The organism is Candidatus Dadabacteria bacterium (assembly GCA_026708565.1).
In the GTDB taxonomy this organism is placed as follows: Bacteria; Desulfobacterota_D; UBA1144; order Nemesobacterales; family Mycalebacteriaceae; genus Mycalebacterium.
Map to the genome: position 1 here is coordinate 1 of JAPOUR010000054.1, position 20193 is coordinate 20193.

At 57.1% G+C, this 20193-nt stretch carries 14 protein-coding genes and 1 tRNA gene; 10 read left to right on the top strand and 5 right to left on the bottom strand.

Annotation, left to right across the window (positions count from 1 at the left end; all coding sequences use genetic code 11):
• The 3 genes from OXF42_06670 to OXF42_06680 all read right to left on the bottom strand — a co-directional run.
• On the bottom strand, positions 1-8414 hold an 8414-nt coding region (locus OXF42_06670), incomplete at its 3' end, for a hypothetical protein (GenBank protein MCY4047766.1).
• Between the two features lie 178 nt (positions 8415-8592).
• On the bottom strand, positions 8593-10005 hold the full coding sequence (locus OXF42_06675) for a hypothetical protein (GenBank protein MCY4047767.1): 1413 nt from the start codon (positions 10003-10005) through the stop codon (positions 8593-8595).
• 22 nt (positions 10006-10027) lie between these two features.
• Positions 10028-10237 carry a hypothetical protein gene (locus OXF42_06680; protein ID MCY4047768.1) on the bottom strand — a complete coding sequence of 70 codons (210 nt, stop codon included), beginning with the start codon at positions 10235-10237 and terminating at the stop codon, positions 10028-10030.
• A gap of 77 nt (positions 10238-10314) precedes the next feature.
• Here OXF42_06680 and miaB point away from each other — a divergent pair, with 77 nt between their 5' ends.
• From miaB to uvrC, 5 genes are all read left to right on the top strand, one after another.
• On the top strand, positions 10315-11655 hold the full coding sequence (gene miaB, locus OXF42_06685) for a tRNA (N6-isopentenyl adenosine(37)-C2)-methylthiotransferase MiaB (protein MCY4047769.1): 1341 nt from the start codon (positions 10315-10317) through the stop codon (positions 11653-11655).
• Positions 11652-12599, top strand: coding sequence for a 4-hydroxy-3-methylbut-2-enyl diphosphate reductase (gene ispH / locus OXF42_06690; GenBank protein ID MCY4047770.1), 948 nt, complete (start codon positions 11652-11654; stop codon positions 12597-12599). The genes miaB and ispH overlap by 4 nt, the downstream gene beginning before the upstream one ends.
• A 200-nt stretch (positions 12600-12799) precedes the next feature.
• Positions 12800-14026: an ammonium transporter gene (locus tag OXF42_06695; GenBank protein MCY4047771.1), complete on the top strand. Its 1227-nt coding sequence runs from the start codon at positions 12800-12802 to the stop codon at positions 14024-14026.
• A gap of 51 nt (positions 14027-14077) precedes the next feature.
• Positions 14078-14150, top strand: a tRNA-Phe gene (locus OXF42_06700).
• A 52-nt stretch (positions 14151-14202) separates the two neighbouring features.
• A complete protein-coding gene (gene uvrC / locus OXF42_06705) occupies positions 14203-15849 on the top strand; it encodes an excinuclease ABC subunit UvrC (protein MCY4047772.1) in 1647 nt (548 codons plus the stop codon).
• A gap of 22 nt (positions 15850-15871) precedes the next feature.
• On the opposite strand, the gene OXF42_06710 is transcribed toward uvrC, so the two are convergent.
• Entirely contained in the window at positions 15872-16261 is a 390-nt protein-coding gene (locus tag OXF42_06710) for a cupin domain-containing protein (GenBank protein ID MCY4047773.1), read from the bottom strand.
• An 85-nt stretch (positions 16262-16346) separates the two neighbouring features.
• Between OXF42_06710 and OXF42_06715 the strand changes: the two genes are divergently transcribed.
• The 5 genes from OXF42_06715 (at position 16347) to gloA (ending at position 19886) form a co-directional block, all read left to right on the top strand.
• The gene (locus OXF42_06715; GenBank protein ID MCY4047774.1) at positions 16347-17261 is read left to right on the top strand and encodes a bile acid:sodium symporter family protein; all 915 of its coding nucleotides are present in this window, start codon (positions 16347-16349) and stop codon (positions 17259-17261) included.
• Between the two features lie 61 nt (positions 17262-17322).
• A complete protein-coding gene (locus OXF42_06720; GenBank protein MCY4047775.1) occupies positions 17323-18108 on the top strand; it encodes a cyclase family protein in 786 nt (261 codons plus the stop codon).
• 30 nt (positions 18109-18138) lie between these two features.
• Positions 18139-19167 carry a M42 family peptidase gene (locus tag OXF42_06725; GenBank protein ID MCY4047776.1) on the top strand — a complete coding sequence of 343 codons (1029 nt, stop codon included), beginning with the start codon at positions 18139-18141 and terminating at the stop codon, positions 19165-19167.
• A gap of 3 nt (positions 19168-19170) precedes the next feature.
• Positions 19171-19500 carry a hypothetical protein gene (locus tag OXF42_06730; protein MCY4047777.1) on the top strand — a complete coding sequence of 110 codons (330 nt, stop codon included), beginning with the start codon at positions 19171-19173 and terminating at the stop codon, positions 19498-19500.
• A complete protein-coding gene (gene gloA / locus OXF42_06735; protein ID MCY4047778.1) occupies positions 19500-19886 on the top strand; it encodes a lactoylglutathione lyase in 387 nt (128 codons plus the stop codon). The genes OXF42_06730 and gloA overlap by 1 nt, the downstream gene beginning before the upstream one ends.
• 13 nt (positions 19887-19899) lie before the next feature.
• Here the strand turns inward: gloA and OXF42_06740 are convergent, their stop codons facing one another.
• Complete coding sequence (locus OXF42_06740) at positions 19900-20193, bottom strand: DUF1844 domain-containing protein (protein MCY4047779.1); 294 nt, start codon at positions 20191-20193, stop codon at positions 19900-19902.

Below are 20193 nucleotides of genomic sequence, written 5' to 3' on the forward strand. Positions count from 1 at the left end.
TCACTGAGAACCTCAACCGTGGCGCTGCCTGCGCTTCCGCTAACCAGCCAGCGGGGATATGTCTGGAGGTTGTCCGTCAAAATCTCCACCGTAACCGAACCGTCCAACTCAAGGGTGGCGTCGTCCTCGGTGTCAACCGTCAAAACGACGGAGGTGGCGCCCGGCGCAAAATCAACCGTGGTCGGCAGGGCGGCGGGCATAAAGAAGTCGCCCTCCTGACTGACACGAACCCCCACGGCAACCGTTTCGGTTCCGGACAGAGGCCCGGAAGCGGTCAGGACAAATGTGAGAGTGGCCCCCTCATTAACGGAGTCATGAGGTGTGGAAACGCCAAGCAGCCGCGGACTGAAAACCCCGTCGCTGCTTTTGATCTCAACAACCGCGGAAGACGGGGTTCCAAGGGTCGCGTTATAAGGTTCATAGAGTGTCAGCGCGAATGTCTCCCCGAACTCGCCCTCCTTGTCATCGTTGACGGTGATTGTAATCGCCTTGCTTGTTTCACCGGGCAAAAAGGTGAGCATTCCCGAAGAGACGGCGACGTAATCCACCCCCGGCGTTGCCGTCTGCCCCGGCTCCGTGGACACGGAATACGGCACGACAACCCGCATGGTGGATTGACCGGAAAGCATGACCTCCGCGTCCAACGTTCCACTGTCCTCATCAACATAGTAAGCGGAGGCCGCAAGAGAAACAACGGGCGAGCCCGAAGGCGGGGCGTCATTATCTATAATGGGAACAACAAGCGCGGCGGGAGCCGTCGTAGAGTAGGGGTGGGGCTCCCATTGCTCAATCGCCATGGTGAGCGTTCCGCCTTCCTGTTCCATACTGTTGTCTTCCACGGTAACGATTATGTCTGCAAAATCTTCCAGAAAAGCGATGTTCGCGCTGACGGCGGACTGCGCCAGACAGTTGCCGACCTCATCACCGCCGCTTGTTACGGTATAGTCGCCGCTCGTATTGCATGAGAAATTGACGGGCGTTTTTCTTGTTAATTCATAGTCCGAGCGCACACGGAAGGTGTGGGTTCCGCCTTCCGTTACAAAATCGGGCCCCGAAATGCGCACGGTCGGATGCGGGAGCACCGTGAGCGTCGGCGTGTCAACACCTTGAATAAATGTGGCTCTGCGGGGAACGGTAACATCCGGCGGAAAAGCCACATCCCCGGTTCTGTTGTTCAAGGCATACAAACCCGGCGTCATGTCGCCGGGGGTGGAATACCTTACGGTTATGCGGCAGGTTTCCCCGTCGTTAAACGCGATATTGCCTATTTGCAGAAGTCCGTCCGCCGGTTGAAAAACAAGGTCGCCGAGGCTCCGGCAAACGGAGGAGGAAGAGTAGCCTACGGGATTCCATGTCGCGCTCGGAACAACGGCGTCGGGAGCGCCGTGAATTCTGTGGGAGAGAGCCACATGAGCCAATGCCCCGCTGGTGTTCTTTATATTGTAAGTAACCTCAAAATCCTGACCGGGCACAATGCCGCCGGGCGGCCCGAAAGACACGGAGAACTCCCCGTTTTCCGGGGCTTCATCGTCTCTGACAACGGCGGTCTTGACCGAACTCCGGTCCCGCAAATAGGACGCGGGGGTGTCGGTTGACGGGTCAATCGCCACCATTAAATTGCCGCCGTCGGTCTGGTAAATATTATTGTCAACCACCGTAATGGGAAGGGCAACCATGTTTGCGCCCGCCGGAATTGCAATTCCGGCGGAACAGCCCTCAATCATAAATCCGCCGGTTACATTGCAGTTAAGGTTGACGGCAAGTTCCTCCGTCACAAAAACATCGGAAACAAGACGAAGTTGAAGCGCTTCCCCCTCTCTTACGTAGTCCGGACCCGCAAGGCCGACAGTCGGAATTCCTGACGGGGCATCCTCGCTGACAACCGCAACCGTGGCGCTGATTGCGCTTTCGCCCACCCTCCAGCGCGGGGGGTTCATGGCGTCCGCCGGAACAGACAACATAACCGAGCCGTTCCTCTCATTTACGGCGTCCATCTCCGTGCCAACCGTAAAAATTGCGGAGGTGTCGCCCGGAGGCAAAGTAATTAAGGGCGGGCCGATACTGCTGATAAATTCGCCCTCCTCGTTGATTACCAGCGGCACGGAAACCGCCGAGGTGGTTGACAGCGCGGAGGAAAAAGACACGGTGAATGTGATGGTGTCTCCCTCCGGAACGGAGTCTTGCGCCGAGGAAACGGAGGCCAGAGGCCCGTCATCGCTTACGATTGAAAGTGACAGGGCGGGATTTGAGCCGAGAACCGCCTCTCCGGTGGGGCCTGAGAGGGTAAGCGAGAATGTCTCGTTATGCTCAAGTGCGGCGTCATCAATGATCCGCAAATTAATCCGCTTTTGCCGCTCGCCGGGGGCAAATGTCAAAACACCGCTTGCGTTCTCATAGTCCGCTCCCGCCGTTGCCGCCCAGCCGGTCCCCGTGGAAGCGGTGTAATTCACGGTAACCGGATTCAGGGAAGTTGGTTCCAGTATAACAACGGGACGGTTCAAATCCGGGTCGGCGGGATTTTCATAAACACTTTGCGAGGAGTTCGCAAAACCGACCGCCGAAACGGGCTCGTCATCACTGGTAACCCGGACGGTAACATCGCCCGCGCTTCCGTTTACCCTGTAGCGGGCGGGGCTCGCGGTGTCCGCCGTGATGGTTACCGTTACCGTGCCCGCCGCTTCGGCAACGGCGTCATCTTCCGTTTGAATGGCCAGGGTGGCGGTGTTTCTTCCCACGACAAAATCAACGGTGGTCGGGAGGTCGCCCGTAACGAAGCCCCCGCTATGGGAAACACTTACCGGCAGGCTGAACGTGTCAATGCCCGGAATCGGCTCGTTGGCGGTCAGGATAAGCACAATGTCGCTTCCCTCAACAAATGAGGGCTGCGCCGCGGAAATGCTGAACACGGGAGTGGTCCCCTCATGCCTGACACGCGCCGCATTGCGGGGCGGCGCGGCAATCGTGTAGCCGATTCCCGGCAGCAAATCCACCCCGACCTCGCCCAATACGGAGGTTGTGGGAACAATGTAATCGGCGGTTTTCGCACTTCCCGTCTTGTCGTATGCAAGGAAGACAGAGGAGTTTGCGGCTCCTGAAATCACCCCGGGCGGAGCCTCGCTCACGGCGATGTTCACGGTCAGACCGCCGACCGGAATGATTGTCCCGGCGGAAATGGTGAAAACAGCAGGCGCCCCCTGCCGTATACGATTCGGGTCTGCGGGCGTCGTGACGGAAACCACAGGCGGCTCAACCTCGCGGATTTGGGTATACCTTTCGCTTGAGTCGTTTGCCTGCCAAAGCGCGTCTCCGCTCTCCTCAAAACTGTAGGGCGAGGAGCCCATGTAAGTCGGGAGATGTCCGCCGGACGGACTGGCGCATGCGGTATGAACGGGGTCGCCGTCACAAATAATCTGCACAAAGAAATAGCCGTGTCCGTTTTTGGCTCCCCGGTGGTTTGTGGTCATGACCTCGTAAACCGTGCTCATTGAACCCGCGGGTATGGTCACGCCGTCGGGGACATTGCCGGAGATGTAGCCGGTGTCTTCAACCGTAATCATCGCACCCATGTTATCAATGACCTGGTCCACAGGCGGCGAGATTGCTTCAAGTCTCACAAAAAGGTCTTCCTCCATCTCAATGTCGCTCCGGACGGTGAACCGAATGGGGTCGCCCTCATGCACGAATTCGGGCGCATGAATGCTGGTCACCGGCACATCATCACTTCTGACATTGACAGTGGCGGAAGCGGCGGAGGAATTTACAAGGTAGTCGGTTCCCGGCTGAACCGTCATTCTGACCGAGCCGTTTCTCTCATAGAGGTTGTCTGCGACAGTGGGAATCACCGCAGTTACGGTTCTTGTGCCGCCCGGTATGACCACTGATGCGGTTACATTGTCCACATCTAAGAAGTTCCCCTGAATGTTTTCGGAAAGTATGTTGACGGTAAGCCCGCCCGCCCCGGCGTCCGTATTGAAAACAATGCTGAATTCCGCGTCATCACCCTCATCCACACCGCCCGTGCTCACGGGGAAAATGCTTATTTCCCTCAGGTCGTCATCAAGAACGGCAACCGTAGCCGACGTACCATCTCCAAGCGCGTAATCCGGCCCGGTATTTGGGTCAAGAGTTACAATCACATCGCCGTCGGCCTCATGAATCCCATCATCAGAAATGGCAATGCGGTAACCCGTGCTCCTCGTCCGCCAGCCACCTCTCCCCGTAAAGGTGAGTATTGGCGTCTTCGCGCCCTTGTCACCATCCGCCACAAAGTCTTCAGTCTCGGAAACATCCAACCTTACCGTAAGTTCGGATTTGGGAACTATGTCCGCCGTGACGGTGTATATGGCATACATGTCCCTCCCCTCGGTCAGGGGAAACGCGTCAGCGCTTATGGTCAAATTCGGAATGTCATTATCCTCAACGGACACCGCCGCAGATGCAACGGGGCCAATCCCGTATCCCTGCTCCGTTTCGGGTGAGAGAAGTCTGACGGTTAACGTCCCGTCATACTCGTCATTGTTGTCATCCACAGTGTCAATGGTGTAAGTGGCGGTCGCCGCCATCTCTCCCGGAACCGGCGTGAAGGGAAGAGCCAATGTCTTTACGCCACGGTCATTTATGTCAATAAAGTTTCCTTCACCCAAAACCACCAACCTGACCTCAAGCGGAGATGCGGGAAGATAACTTGCCCTTATCGTGAACACCGCAGTCTCACCCTCGTCAACAGGACTCGCGTCCGCCGTAATGGTCAACTGGTTATTGTCATCATCCCTAATCGCAACCGTCGCCGTTTGTGTCCCGCCGACTACCGAGTAATCCCGGCCGCCTGTTCTGGGCGCTGAAAGCGCTACGGTCACCGAACCGTCATCCTCATTGATGTTGTCATCATCAATTAAAACCGTGTAGGTCGCCGTAGTGCCGGAGAAATTCAGATTCGTATACTGGAAACTCGTTTGTCCCGGCGCAAGGAAATTGCCCGTCTGGCTAACAAACAACTCCACAAAAAGGTCTTCCTTCGGCACGGGGTTCGCAGTTATGGTGAACACCGCATTCTCTCCCTCGGTTACGGAAGCCGGTCCCGAAATGGTCAAATCAGGCGTGTCATCATCTATAAACGCAACCGTTATAAACTGCTGTGTCCCGCCCGCAATCGTGTAGTCCGGACTTCCCGCCTTGGAAAATGTTACGACCATAGAACCGTTTTCCTCATCAATGCTGTCATCCCCAATGAAAATCGTGTAGGTCGCACTCCCGCCGATGAAGGTCAGAGTCTGCTCCCTGAAACCCTCCTGCCCGGATGCAAGGAAGTCGCCCGTCTGGATAATGTTCACCCCCACCACAAGGTCTTCCGCCGGCGCGGGGCTCGCAGTTATGGTGAACACCGCATTCTCCCCCTCCATTACGGAGCCGCCCGTAGGCGCTGAAATGATCAAATCGGGTATTTCATTATCCGTAACGGTAATTGTCGCCCCGGCGGGCGTGCCCACTGTGTAGGAACGGGAAGAGTCTTCCATAAGCGTTACAGTCAGCGTCCCGTCAACTTCGTCAACAACATCATCGTTTATGTCAAGGGTGTATGCCGCCGTTGTCTCGCCGTTAAAGGTCAAAGTTACCGTCCGGTCGCCGTCCATATCCACAAAGTCGCCGCCTTCCACGTCGGCAACATTCAGCACTACCTCAATCTCGTTGGACCTGGGCGCCGGGTTCGCCGTTACGGTGAACACCGCGTCCATATCCTCACCTATGGTGGCGACACCGGCGCGCATTATGCTCAAAACCGGAATGTCATCATCCAGAAGCGCAACCGTCACGTTGCCGGGCGTGCCCACCGTATAACCCTGAATGCCAGTCCGAGAAAGAGTTGCGGTTACCGAACCGTCCGCCTCATTTCCGCCGTCATCTTCTATTGAAACCGGGTAGGTCGCGCTGGCGGCCCCGGCGGCAAAGGTCAGAACCTTTTGCCCCTCGTTTGCCATTGTAATGAAGTCGCCCTCACCGCCTCCCGTCGCCTCGGCAACATCCAATATCACCGTAAGGTCTTCTTTCGGCGCGGGATTTGCCGTTATGGTGAACTCCGCCGCCGCATCCGTTCCCTCGGTTACGGAAGTCGGCCCGGAAATGGTCAGCACAGGCACGTCGTTGTCCGTTATTGTGACGGCAACGGACGGGGAAGGAATCTTCAGACCGGCGCGTAATGCCGAAGACAAAGGCGAAAGCGTTACCGTCAATGTCTCTTCATCTTCGTCAATCAAGTCATCTCTAATCACCACACTGATAATCTGCGAGGCCATTGAACCCGCCCTGAAGTCCAAAAACCTATCACTGACCGTGTAATCCTGACCTCCGGTCATACTTCCGCCAGTCGTGTAGCGAACACTCGCATCCACCAGAGGGGCGTCGTCTATGGCAACCGTAAACATCAGGGTTCCCACATCCTCGGCAACCGTGGCGCCATGGTTATTGATAAAAGACAGTGTGGGACCGTCATTGTCCTCTATTGTGGCGAAAACGTTACGGGACGCGCTCCCGCCCGGAAACATGGCATTCACCGCTCCGGAAAGTTGCAAGGCAATAGTCTCACTTAACTCATATTCCTCATCATGAACAATTGTAAACTGAAGCGTCTGCTCGGTGTCGTTCGCCTCAAAAGTCAAAACACCTACGGCGTTGTCAACCCTGTAGTCAGCGCCGCCGGTGGCAGTGCCGTTATCAAAGAAATAGTTAACTGTTATCCGCTGTGGCGACGCCGCGCTCAAACCCACCGTAAAGGCGGCCGTCGCGTCCGTCCCGTCTCCCTCCCCGACACTAATGCCGGAAACAAGAATCTCAGGCCCGTCGTTGTCCTCTATTGTCCCCGTGGCAACAATCTCAGTAGCGCCTCCCGAAAGCGTCAAGCCCACGGGATTATTGAGCGTTAACGTTAATGTCTCATTTGCTTCATCCGTGTCATCATCGGTTATCGTTACAACAACAGGCTTCTCCCTCTCGCCCGCCACAAAGGTCAGTGTCCCGCTTTGAGTGCCTGCAAAGGTGTAGTCATTGCCATAGTTCGCCGTGCGACCGCCAAAGGCGTAACTAACCATAGCCGTAGCATCAAGCGCAGTTTTCAACCTTAACCGGAAGGTAAGCGTCTCGTCTTCCTCGCCCACGGTAACCATGTCATCTACAAATGAAACCCCAGGGTCATCATCGTCCGTTATTGTGGCGGTGGCGGACAACTGATTATAGGCCCCGTTAAATATCGCGCCCCCTGATATGTTTTCCAGCCTGAGCCCCAAGGTCTCGGTTGCCTCATCAACAGTATCATCAATAACCTCCACGGAAATTCTCTTCAGGAATTCGCCCGGATCAAAGGTCAAAACACCCGTGAGACTGTCGCTAACCGTGTAGTCGGCGAAACTCGTTGCCGTCCCGTCCAATACGGAGTAGCCGACCGTTACCGGCACAAGCGCGGTCGGGTTCAAACCCACTACAAAATCAAATGCCCTGTCCCCCTCGCTTACGGCAACATCCGAAACCATAATAGTGGGAACATCATTATCCAGAATATAGGCAAATGCGGATTCGGCGCCGGGAGCAAAAACCACATTCGCGCCCATAAGGTTTCCAAGATTAAGTCGCAAATTCTCACTACTTTCCACAATAGAATCATCCACGGTCATAACCCTAATAGTCCTCGTGGAAACACCAGAGGGGAAGCTCAGCGTTCCGGTAGCGCCGCCAACAACCGTGTAGTCATCGGAAAAGGCCGTGCCGGCCACAATCTCGTATCCAACAGTAACCTGATCGGTCACGCCCTCGCTCAGCTTCACATTAAAGACTATATCGTTGCCTTCCGGAACATTGACGGCATCCAAACTAACGGACAACATCGCACGGGTATCGCGGTCTGTTACTTCCAAGGTGGCTCTGGTCATTCCAACAAACTCCCCTTCATTCGCGTTCACCGCAGCGATATCGTTGTAGTAAGTCCCAACCGGCGTTGTGGTCGGTGGAGTAAACCTTAAGGTTATAGTGCAACTTACCCCGGCGTTAAGACCAACTCCGCTTACGTTCAAATACCCGCCGTTGCGGTCGCTGAAGCTACGGGGACGACCGCTGTATGAGGCGGTCCCCTCATTAGTGGCTCCATCACATCCGCTGGAAACATGGCTTACCGAAGCGCCCGGTATGAGGCCGCCAAATCCTCTGGCCAAACTGTGCCTGAAACCTATGCCCGTGTAATCCATCCCTCCTGCCGTCGGGTTGGTCAACGTGTAGGTAACCGTAGTGGAACTGCCCGCCTGAACGGGATTCGGAACAAAACTTATAACAAGAGACGGACCGCCCGTCTGCGCTTGCGCCTCCGCGCCAAGCGAAAAGGCCGCCGCAAGACCAATCAAAGCCAGTAAGACAAATCTGCTGAAACTACGCATGAAAATCCGTACGCTCGGAGGGTTGCTTTTACCCCCCCCCCCGAAAATTTTCTTAAACTACACATATATAAGAGGGCTGTGCCGCTTGGAGGTAAGTGTAAAGTTGATTAAGGGTCAAGTCAAGACCGGAAGAGAAATCTTCTGACCGCAACCGTGCCTGTCCCCCGTAACAGCGGGGTCAGGAATTACGCAAACGCTGGGATGACGCAAAAACAACAACCGCCGTCCCAACCGCATTTACCGACAGAAGCGCCAAATCAACCCTCAACCCCATCACCGTTTTCGGCAAAAAACCCAGCAAACACGCCAAAAACACCACCAGACTCGCCGCCGTCAAAAACGGCACGGCGCTCCCGAACTTTCCGTCCTTTGTCAATATCGCCGCCAGCGCCATCGGAGCCATCAACGCCGTCCCCATAAAACCCGCCACCGCCAGAGAAATTATCCCCTGCGAACTCTTGTTCGCCACCACAAACGCCGCGCCGCAGAATATCAATATCACAAACTTTACAAACACCACCGATGACACCCCCAAACGCCTGCCCGCATTGCCCAAAGCGTTGTCTATCTCCGAACCAAGAGAGAAAAACTGCGAATCCGATGTTGACATCGCCGCCGCCAGAATACCCATCAGCGCAATCGCCCCCACCACCGCATTCTGCTCAAGAATCAACTTCCCTATGAACTCCGGCCCGTCATTCGCCGTTATCGCAACCGCGCCGTAAAGACCGATGATCAGCCCCGCTATCAACAGCAGAAAGGTGAAAGACGCATGAAGAACGGGAACCTTGCGCCTCTCGCCCACCCCCTTCAAGATGGACAGGCGCGAGGTCAACTGCGGCTGAGACACGGGAAGCAGAACTATGGATATGAAACCGGCAAGAAGCCACTGGGTTGAAAGCAGCCCCTTGGGGCCGGGAACGGACAGCAGCCCCTCGTTTGTTTGCCGCACCGCCTCAAAAAGCGGCGCTATGCCGCCGAATTCCACCAGAACCACCGCCGCCATTATCCATATCACGGTGAACAGCATCACGCCCTGCAGGGCGTCGGAATACATAATCCCCCTCAGGCCGCCCACCGAAGAGTAAAAGAACATCAGCGCAAGAATAGTCACCTCCCAGCCCCATTTCGGGACATCGTAGGGAACAATGGTTGAAAGCAAACCGGACGCGCCCTTGATCTGAATGGCGATATACGGAATGAGAAAGATGACCAGCCCCGCCACATAAACGGCGACACCGCGCCCCCCGAATGAGTTCCGTATCAGGTCTGACACGCTGCGGAATTCCTGAGACGCAATGCGGTCTTTCAGTTTGAAACACAGCCAGAGGGTGAAAACCGCAAGCGCCATGTCCGTTACGCCGAGGAATATCCACGTGCCAACCCCGTGAACGCGGAAAAAATTGGGCATCCCTATCAGGATGAAAGTGCTGTAAAGAGTGGCAAAAAAAGTGAGAAACCCTATCGCCGTGCCCAGACTGCCGCCCGCAAGGAAAAACTCGCGCTCGTCTCCCTTGTTGCGCCTGTTGCCCAGCGCGGCGAGATAAATAAGAACCGCCAGATAAATGACGGCCACCGCGATAAATGCCATTCCGTTGCTCAAAACCGCAGACCTACTCCTCTTCCTCTTTTGAAAGTATCACCGCCGCCACAAGAACCGCGTATATGCACAAAGACAGCGCCATGCTCGCCCAGAGAGTTCGCGGCATTCCGAAAAAAAACGGCTCCGCCACCCGCGCCGGTATCACGGCGGGCAGAAACGCAAGAGCGGAAAAAAACAAAGTCAGCGGGAGGACTGTCTTCCAAAGTGTTCGGTTTTTCATTCTCTTTCTCGCGGGCGGCGTGCCGCCCTCTTTTACTGTCGGACTATATTATGTAGTATGAAATCCGGTTTTTTCAAATGGAACACACCCAGACATCCGCAAAAGAGGCGGCTCCGCTCCTTTATATTGAGACCTACGGCTGCCAGATGAACGAGTATGACTCCGACCGCATTCGCGCCGCCCTCGGAGCTGAAAAGACCGCCGACCCCCGCGCCGCGGACTACATTGTTATCAACACGTGCGCCATCAGGGAGAAATCCGACCACAAGGCGTTCAGCAGCATCGGGAAGTTCAAGCGCATTAAAGACTCGCGCCCCGGCGTTGTGATTGGAATGGCGGGCTGTGTGGCGCAACTCTACGGCGACAAACTGATAAAGAAAAACCCCCATCTGGATTTTGTCATAGGGCCGAGGGCAATCCCCAAACTGCCCGCCCTCGTGGCGGACATAGAGCGGGCGAGAGAGATTTACCGCGCCGTGAGAAGCGAAACATCTTTTGATGTTGAGGAGACCTTTGAGGTCTCCCCCGCGCACGACCGGAACAAGGTGAGCGCGTTTGTTTCCGTTCAGCAGGGCTGCAACAAGAAATGCGCCTACTGCATCGTCCCCACGGTGCGGGGGCTTGAAATCAACCGCCCGCTTGAGGGCATTCTCAAAGAGGTCGCGCTGCTGGTCTCAAAGGGGGCGAGGGAGATCACCTTTGTCGGGCAGACGGTTAATTCGTGGAAGGACGGCGGGATGAAATTCGGCGACCTTCTGCGGGCGACGGGGGATGTTGAGGGGGTGGAGCGCATCCGCTTCACAAGCCCGTTTGTGCGGGATGTTACAAAAAAGATGATAGCCGCAATGAGGGAAGTGCCGCAGGTGTGCGACCATATACACCTGCCCATACAGTCCGGTTCGGACAATGTGCTGAAACTGATGAACCGCACCTACACGACCGGCTGGTATTTTGACGCGATTGAGCGGCTGAGGGACGCCATTCCCGGCATTGCGGTTTCAACCGACATGATCATCGGCTTCCCCGGCGAAACGGCGGAGGATTTTGACGACACTATGGAGTTTCTTGAAAAAATCCGTTTTGACGGCTCGTTTTCCTTCAAGTATTCGCGGCGTCCCGGCACTCCGGCGGCGGAGGCCCCCGGGCAAATCCCCCCCGCCGAAGCCGAAAGGCGGCTTGAGATTTACCAGACCCGCCAGAGGGAACTCACCCTTGAGAGCAACCGCCGGAGGGAGGGAGAGACTGAAGAGGTTCTCATCTCCGGGCGGAGCAAACGCGGAGACGGCTGGATGACCGGACGCACCACGCACAACAGAATCGTCAACTTTCCGGGAGACGACCGCCTTGCCGGAACTCTCGCAAAAGTGCGCGTGATGGAGGGGCTCGCCAACTCCCTCAGAGGGGAAATAACGGCTTGAGCGGCGGCGCGGAGGAAGTTGCGCTGGTAAGCCCGCGTGGCTTCTGCGCCGGAGTGGAGCGGGCGATTCTGATAGTGGAGCGCGTTCTCAAAAAACACGGCGCTCCCGTTTATGTAAAGCACGAAATCGTTCACAACAAAACCGTTATTGAAGACTTCAAAAAGCGCGGCGTGGTGTTCATTGAAGACCCCCGCGATGTTCCGCCGGGGCTTCCGGTGGTTTACTCGGCGCACGGAGTTTCCCGCGCCGTCCGCCGCGCCTCGGCGGAGAGGGGGCTTACCGTGTATGACGCCACCTGCCCGCTGGTCTCGCGCATACACGCGGGCGTTTCCCGCCTTCGCCGCGCCGGATATGAGATCGTGATGATAGGCCACAGGGGGCATCCCGAAGTGGAGGGAACTCTCGGACAGGCGGACGGCGGCATATACCTTGTTGAAAATGCGGAAGACATAGCCGCCCTCAGCGTGGAAAACCCCCGGAAACTTGCCTATGTGACCCAGACGACCCTTTCCGTTGACGACACAAAGCGGCTGGTGGCGCTGCTGAAAGAGAGGTTTCCCGGCATACGCCTGCCGGAAAAAGACGACATTTGCTATGCCACTCAAAACCGGCAGGATGCGGTGAAGGCGGCGGCGGGGGACTGCGATGTGTTCTTTGTGGTCGGCTCGGCCATGAGTTCAAACTCAAACCGGCTGAAGGAGGTCGCCCGTTCTCTCGGAGCGCGCGCCTATCTGGTTGACTGCGCGGATGACATAGACCCCCGGTGGCTTGAGGGCGCGAAAAGAATCGGGCTTACGGCGGGCGCGTCCGCGCCGGAGAGAATAGTGAAAAGCATATCCCTGCGGCTGCGGGAATGGACCGGGGCGGAGGTGGTTGAAACCCCTCCGGCGGCGAGTGAAAACGTCAGTTTCAGCGCCCCGAAAGACCTTTTGAGCGTTTTGTAAGTGTTTGACATAACACATCAAAAGCGATTTTGTCCAAAAATCCGCCTCCATTTTATTGCATAACAAAAAACGGATGGTTACACTACCGCCCCGGCGGGGAGCCAAGGAGTTGCCCAATGGGAAAACACACAAACATTAAAAATACGGCGGCGGCGGTTCTGATTGCGCTTGCCCTGCCCGGCACGGCGCATGCCGCAACGGTGAGCGCGGAGATGTTCACCGTCAACAACCTGTGGCTGCTGATAGCCACAATCCTTGTTTTCATAATGCACCTCGGTTTCGCCTCGCTTGAAAGCGGGCTTACGAGGTCAAAGAACGCGGTCAACATACTTTTCAAAAATGTTTCCATCATTGCGATAGGCATTCTCACTTATGCGGCGTGCGGCTTTAACCTGATGTATCCGGGGTTTGCCGAGGGGGCTTACGGACTGCTGGGTTTTGCCGGGTTCGGAATATCGTCTCCCGAAGGCGCGGCGGGGCTGATTCAATACGCCGGGGGCGGCTACGCATATTACACCGACTTCATTTTTCAGGCGGTTTTTGCCGCGACTGCGGCGACCATTATCTCCGGCGCGGTGGCGGAGAGAATCAAACTCGGAAGTTTCCTCGTGGTCGCCGCCGTTTATGTGGCGTTTGTCTATCCGGTGGCGGGCTCGTGGAAGTGGGGCGGCGGCTGGCTTGACGCGATGGGCTTTTACGACTTTGCCGGCTCCACGATAGTCCACAGCGTTGGCGGATGGGGCGCGCTTGCGGGCGCGGTGATTCTGGGTCCCCGCCTCGGCAGATACACAAAAGCCGGGGCGCGGCTTATGCCGGGGCACAGCCTGCCGCTCGCCACAATCGGCGTATTCCTCCTCTGGTTCGGCTGGTATGGGTTTAACGGCGGCTCGGTTCTGTCCGCCGACCCCGGAGCCGTCTCGCTGGTGTTTGTAACAACCTCCCTCGCCGGTTCGGCGGGCATAGTGGGCGCAATGCTTTCGGCGTGGGCGATAAGCAAAAAGCCCGACCTCTCCATGACTTTGAACGGCGCTCTTGCGGGCCTTGTGGGCATAACGGCGGGCGCCGATGTGATAAGCCCCGGCGGCTCGGTAGTCGTGGGGCTGATAGCGGGCGTTCTGGTGGTGGTCTCGGTAATCCTGTTTGACAGAATAAAAATAGACGACCCGGTGGGAGCCATATCCGTCCATCTGACTTGCGGAATATGGGGAACTCTTGCGGTGGGCATATTCAGCGCAAACCCGGAACACACGTTTTTGAAGCAGTTGACGGGAGTGGCTTCCTACGGGGTTTTCTGCGCGGTTATGGCGGTGGCGATATTTCTCGCCGTGCGGGCGGTTATGGGATTGAGGGTTTCCGAAGAGGAAGAGGTAACGGGGCTTGACCTCGGAGAGCATGGAATGGAGGCGTATGACATTACAAAACTGTAGCGTCCTCGCCTTTGCCTGTGAGCCGTTCATAAGGTAAATTGCGCAACTCCCGCCCGGATAGCTCAGTCGGTAGAGCAGAGGACTGAAAATCCTCGTGTCGGCGGTTCGATTCCGTCTCCGGGCATCCCCGTCCCCGCGCGGACATTCACGGACGGGTTGCGTGTAAACTGTTTTTTATGGCTTTGGCGGATTTGAAATCTCAGGTTGCCGCCCTGCCCTCCTCGTGCGGGGTTTATATTATGCGCAACGCCTCCGGGGCGCCGGTTTACGTGGGCAAGGGAACAAACCTTAAAAGCCGCGTCCGCTCCTACCTTAACCCCCGGAGCGACTCAAGGCCGCAAATCGCCTACCTCATGCGCGAGGCGGCGGCGGTTGACTACATACTCTCACGGGACGAACGGGAGGCGCTTATCCTTGAAAACTCGCTTATTAAAGAGCACAAACCGAAATTCAACATCCAGCTCAAAGACGATAAAACCTACGCCTCTTTGCGGTTTTCGGTTCACGAAAAGTTTCCGCGCCTTTCAATGGCGCGGCGGGTGCGGGAGGACGGGGCGGCATATTTCGGGCCGTTTTCACGCGGAGGCGACCTGAAGGCAATCGCCAATCTGGCGCGGAGGCTTTTTGCCGTCCGGGACTGCTCCGCCGCCAAGTTCAAAAGACACCGGCGGCGCCCGTGCCTCAGTTACGACATGCGCCTCTGCTCCGGCCCGTGCGCGGGGAAGATCAGCGAGGAAAAATACGCCGAAATGTGCAAGGGCGCGGAGGCGTTTCTGCGCGGCGGCGGGGGCGCGGCGGGGGCGCTCAAAAGCAAGATGAAAAAGGCGGCGCAAGAGTTGAGGTATGATGACGCCGCCCTCTACAGAGACCAAATATCCGCGCTGCGGGCAAGGGAAGGCAGGGCGTCTTCCGCAAGCCGGACGGACAGGGACATCATCGGCGCGGCGGCGGACGGAGAGAGTTTTGAGTTTGTCGCCCTGTTCCACCGGGGCGGCGGAGTGGCGGACAAGGCGGAGTTTTCGGCAAAAAACACCGGCGCGGACACCCCGCGAGCCCTCGGCGAGTTTCTGGGAAGGTTCTACGATGCGGGCAGGCAAATCCCGCCGGAGGTCGTTGTTCCCGCCGCGCCGGAACATCGGGGCGCGTATGAAAAATGGCTCTCCGAAAAGCGCGGCGGCGCGGTCAAAATCATCGTTCCGGCAAGGGGCGCAAGGGCGAAACTTCTGCGCCTCGCGGAGGACAACGCCGCCGAGGCGCTGAGGAAAAAACGCATTCGCGGGGAGCGGGAAAAAGACGCGCTTTCCGCGCTCAAAAAAGCCCTCAAACTGTCGCGGACGCCGCGTGAAATTGAGTGCCTTGACATATCAAACACCGGCGGCGCTCTCGCAACCGGCGCGGTGGTGAGGTTCAGCGGCGGCGAGCCGGACAAAAAACGCTACAAACGCTACAGAATCAAGACCGTCTCCGGACAGGACGATTTTGCGGGCATAAAAGAGATGCTTTCCCGCCGCCTGAAAAGAGCGGGGGAAAAGGGATGGGAACTTCCCGACCTCATCCTCATAGACGGCGGCAAGGGGCAACTCTCCGCCGCAATGGAGGCGATGAGGGAGACGGGAGCGGAGGGAAAGGCGGACATAGCCGCAATCGCCAAGGGGCGGGGGCGCGAGCGCGGAGACGCAATATACGCGCCCGGAAGAAAGACCCCGTGGACTCCCCTGAAAGACAAAGAGGGGCTTTTTCTGCTGATGAGGGCAAGGGACGAGGCGCACAGGTTTGCGCTCGGCTACCACAGGAAATTGCGGGGAAGGGAGATGATGAGGTAACGGCCTCCGGAGAGGATAGCCGCTATTTTGCCGCCTTTGGCTCAACCACAAGGAAACTTGCCGTTGTGCCGCCTATGTTGACCGCCTCGTGCCACGGCGTTCCTTTGCTGTAAAAGTCGCTTCCGGTGGCGACCTCCACAATGCGCGTGCCGCCGTCATCTTCAATCCGCAGTTTTCCGCCCGAAAGAACGTAGCCGTAGTGGGGCGTGTGGAAATGCCGTTCATGCCCGCCGCCCGGCGGGACGGTGCAGCGAAGCACGCGGATCTGGTCGTCCTCGTGGAGTTTTTCGCAAACCCTGTTTCCCTCCCATCCGGCTTCCAGAGCGTCCGGCAGGCCGGGGTGGCGGAGCGCGAACACCGAACCGGCGGCAAACAGCAGGGCAAAGGCGGCAATGATTTTTATGTGCTTCACGGGCGGAAACTTACAGAGAACGCGGCATTGCGTCAACGGGGCTGCGGGCTTGCAATAAACGCCACATAGTTAAAACTTCCCCCCAATGTCCGCAACAGCCCTTCTTCCCGCCGGAGCGGTCGCCGTTTCGGCGGTCGCGTATTTTTATCCCGCCCTGATGTCCGGGCTCGGCGGGCTTATCGTCCCCCTGCTCGGCGTTGTGATGTTAGGAATGGGCATGACCCTCTCCCCGGCGGACTTCGTTGAAATAGCCCGCCGCCCCCGCCCGGTCGCCGTGGGCGCGTGCCTTCAGTTTCTGCTGATGCCCCTTCTCGCGTGGATTGCAGGCTCGCTTGCCGGGCTGCCCCCCGAACTCATTGTCGGCATTGTGCTTGTGGGCGCGTGCCCCGGCGGCACGGCGTCCAATGTTATCTGCTATCTGGCGCGGGGCGATGTGGCTTTGTCCATTGCGCTTACCACGGTGTCAACCGCAGCCTCGGTGTTTCTGACGCCGTTTCTGACATGGCTGTATGCGGGGCAGACGGTCGCCGTGCCGGTCTGGGATATGATGTTTAACATAGCCCGCATAGTTCTGCTGCCGGTTTGCGCGGGCGTGCTTATAAACCACCGCTTCGGCGACCGCCTTGCCGCCGCGCGGCGGTTTTTCCCGTACCTGTCGGTTGCGGCGATAATCCTCATCATAGGGATAGTGGTGTCAAAAACGGGGGCGCAACTGAAGATGGCCGCCCCGCCCCTTATTGCGGCGGTTTGCCTGCACAACCTGCTCGGGCTGTCCTGCGGATACTATGCGGGAAAACTTCTCGGCTACAACCGCCGGGTCTGCCGCACCTTTGCGATTGAGGTGGGAATGCAGAACTCCGGCCTTGCCATTGCGCTGGCGCATCTGGCAAAGTTTCCCGCGCTGGCGGCGCTGCCGGGGGCGGTGTTCAGCGTCTGGCACAATGTGAGCGGCTCGGTGGTCGCGGCGGTCTGGGAGAGGTCTGCGACCCGCGATGACTGACGCGGGCGGTTGGACAGCCGCCCTCAAATCGTAGTATCCTATAAGCCGCACGGGAAAAGCCATGATGTTCAAACTCGCTTTAATGCTGCTTGCCGCCGCCGTCTCTCATCCGGCGTTTGCCTTTGACACAAGCAAATACCGCCTCATAGACCTCTCCCACACGTACAACGAAAAGACGCTTTACTGGCCCACAACAAAAACCGGATTTGAAAGGAAGTCTCTGCATCACGGCAGGGCGGAGGGCGGTTACTTCTATTCTTCCGGCAGTTTCTGCACCGCGGAGCACGGAGGGACGCACATGGACGCGCCCGTCCACTTTGCGAGGCGCGGAATGGCAACGCACCGGATACCGCTCCGCAACCTCATAGCCCCCGGCGTGGTGATTGATGTGAGCAAAAAGGCGGCCGCCGACCGCAACTACCGCCTGACGGCGGACGATGTGCTTGAGTTTGAGAGAAAGCACGGAAAGATAAAGCCCGGAACTATCGTGATAATGAAAACGGGCTGGGAACGTTACTGGCCTGACGCGAAAAAGTATTTCGGGGATGACACGCCGGGGGACGCAAGCAATCTGAGTTTTCCGAGTTACGGCGAGAGCGCGGCGCGCCTGCTTGTGGAAAAAAGGCGGGTGAGCGTTATCGGGGTGGACACCGCATCGCTTGATTACGGACCTTCAAAGGATTTCATAGTCCACCGCATAGCCGGAGCGCGCAATGTTGCCGGTCTGGAAAACCTTAAATCACTGGACAAACTGCCGCCCAAAGGTTTCACCGTTATCGCCCTGCCCATGAAAATTGAAGGGGGTTCGGGAGGCCCCGCGCGGGTGGTTGCGGTTGTGCCGAAATGAGCGCCTTCCGCAACCTGCTATAATCTCTCAATGGATTTCAAACTTCTGAAAACACTCTGCGACCTGCCCGCCGTTCCCGGAAACGAGGGCGCGGTCAGGGATTTTGTTCTCTCCGAACTCCGCCCCCATGCGGAGGAGGTCTCCGTTGACGCGCTGGGCAACGTCATAGCCCGCATCGGCGGAAAGGGACCCCGCCTTGTTGTTGACGCGCACATGGACGAGGTGGGCTTTCTGGTAAGCCACATTGACGACAGGGGCTTTATAAGGGTTCAGCCGCTCGGCGGCGTTGACGCGCGGGTTTTCTACGGGCAACGCCTTGTGGTTCACGGAGCAAAGCCGCTTCCCGCCACAGTGGGCGCGGTTCCGCCGCACATCAGCAAAACGGAAGGCGGCGGGAATGTTCCCGATATCGGCGACTGCGTTATAGACACCGGCCTTGCGGCGGACAAGGTGAAAAAGTATGCCAAAATCGGAGACCCCGTAACCTTTGATTCCGAACTTGCGGAAACCGAGGACGGGGTTATCGCCCGTTCCATTGACGACAGGGTCGGCATATTTGTCATTTTGAAAATGCTTGAGGGGAAACTCAAGCCCTCCTGCGAGTTGTTTGTTACGATGACGGTTCAGGAGGAGCCGGGGCTTCGCGGGGCGCGGATTATTGCCCCGGCGGTGAACCCTGATTTTGTGGTCGCCCTTGAGGGAACGGTCGCAATGGACCTTCCCGGCGTTGCCGCGCACAGGACGCTTGCAAACACGATGAGGGGTCCCGAAATACGGCTTTCAGACCGCTATCTTGTGGCGGACAGGGATTTCAGTTTTTTCATAAGGTCAGTTGCGGACAAAAAGAAAATCCCTTCGCAGATAACCGTCAAAAAAGCGGGCGGAACAAACGCGACCGCAATGCAGGTAACCGGCAGGGGCGCAAGGGCGGCGGCGGTATCCGTGCCGACAAGGCATCTGCACAGCCCCGGCTCGGTCGCTTTCAAAAGCGACATTGAGGCAACGGTGAAGTTGATGAAGGGAGTTGTTGAAGGGATTGGAGGGTTTGGCGGAAAGTAAACTATGTGCGCCCCCGCCCTTTCAGAACTTTTCAAATTCTTTCTCGCCGCATTCCCCGGCGACAAGCCTGCGTCTCTTTTTGCCGATTTTGAAAACGCCGTCAGAGCGAAAAAATACGACATTCAGGACATAACCATCATTGAGGCGGTTTTGAAAGAGGAGTCAGACACCCTCAAAGACTCTTTCGCCTCGGCGTTTGGCGGCTTCCTCAACCGCAATGGCGGGGAATGGGACGCGGAAAAGTCCGAAAAAGCGGTTGAGATTTTCCTTGCATCCCTTGAAAGTCTTGTGAACTATTACTACGGCAACACCATCGCGGGGCAGTTTTCCTGATGAAGTATCTGCACACAATGATAAGAGTCGGCGATCTGGAGAGGTCAATCGCCTTTTACACAAACGTTCTGGGCCTCGTCCATCACCGCACCACCGACTACCCGGACGGGAAATTCACCCTCGCCTTTCTCGGATACGGCGGCGACACAGAGCCGTTTCTTGAACTGACATACAACTACGGCGTCTCAAAATACGATCACGGCGGCGCGTACGGCCACATGGCGTTTGCCGTTGACGACATAAACGCCGCGTGTGAAAAAATTGCGGAACTCGGCGGAAAGGTTATTCGCCCGCCGGGGCCTATGAAGCACGGAAAAACAGTTATCGCCTTTGTTGAAGACCCGGACGGGTATAAAGTTGAATTGATTGAGAGAAAGGGGGAATGACGGGAAGCCGGAATCAATCCTTTTCTTCGCCCGGCGCGGTCGCCTGCACGTATTTCATCCGTAAATCGTAAAGCACATCGTCAATCAGTTTCTTTTCCTCATCCGTCAGATTTCCCTCGGTCTTTTCCTGAATCAGTTCAAGTATGTCCACCGTGTGCTTCACGGCGGGAAGATTGACCTCGCGCTCTTTCGTGCTCGGGTCCGGTATGTCTCCCAAATGCACCATCGCCGATGCGTTCAGCGAAAGCACAAAGTTGGAAAAATCCATTTTGAACTCTTCGGGGGGTTTGTTGTTTTCTTCGCTCAT

What these genes read in the sequence shown, in the direction of transcription:
- OXF42_06675 (MCY4047767.1), bottom strand. Translation starts at nt 10,005, where the DNA reads ATGGCATTTATCGCGGTGGCCGTCATTTATCTGGCGGTTCTTATTTAT.
- OXF42_06680 (MCY4047768.1), bottom strand. Translation starts at nt 10,237, where the DNA reads ATGAAAAACCGAACACTTTGGAAGACAGTCCTCCCGCTGACTTTGTTT.
- miaB (MCY4047769.1), top strand. Translation starts at nt 10,315, where the DNA reads ATGGAACACACCCAGACATCCGCAAAAGAGGCGGCTCCGCTCCTTTAT.
- uvrC (MCY4047772.1), top strand. Translation starts at nt 14,203, where the DNA reads ATGGCTTTGGCGGATTTGAAATCTCAGGTTGCCGCCCTGCCCTCCTCG.
- OXF42_06715 (MCY4047774.1), top strand. Translation starts at nt 16,347, where the DNA reads ATGTCCGCAACAGCCCTTCTTCCCGCCGGAGCGGTCGCCGTTTCGGCG.
- OXF42_06720 (MCY4047775.1), top strand. Translation starts at nt 17,323, where the DNA reads ATGATGTTCAAACTCGCTTTAATGCTGCTTGCCGCCGCCGTCTCTCAT.
- OXF42_06725 (MCY4047776.1), top strand. Translation starts at nt 18,139, where the DNA reads ATGGATTTCAAACTTCTGAAAACACTCTGCGACCTGCCCGCCGTTCCC.
- OXF42_06730 (MCY4047777.1), top strand. Translation starts at nt 19,171, where the DNA reads ATGTGCGCCCCCGCCCTTTCAGAACTTTTCAAATTCTTTCTCGCCGCA.
- gloA (MCY4047778.1), top strand. Translation starts at nt 19,500, where the DNA reads ATGAAGTATCTGCACACAATGATAAGAGTCGGCGATCTGGAGAGGTCA.
- OXF42_06740 (MCY4047779.1), bottom strand. Translation starts at nt 20,193, where the DNA reads ATGAGCGAAGAAAACAACAAACCCCCCGAAGAGTTCAAAATGGATTTT.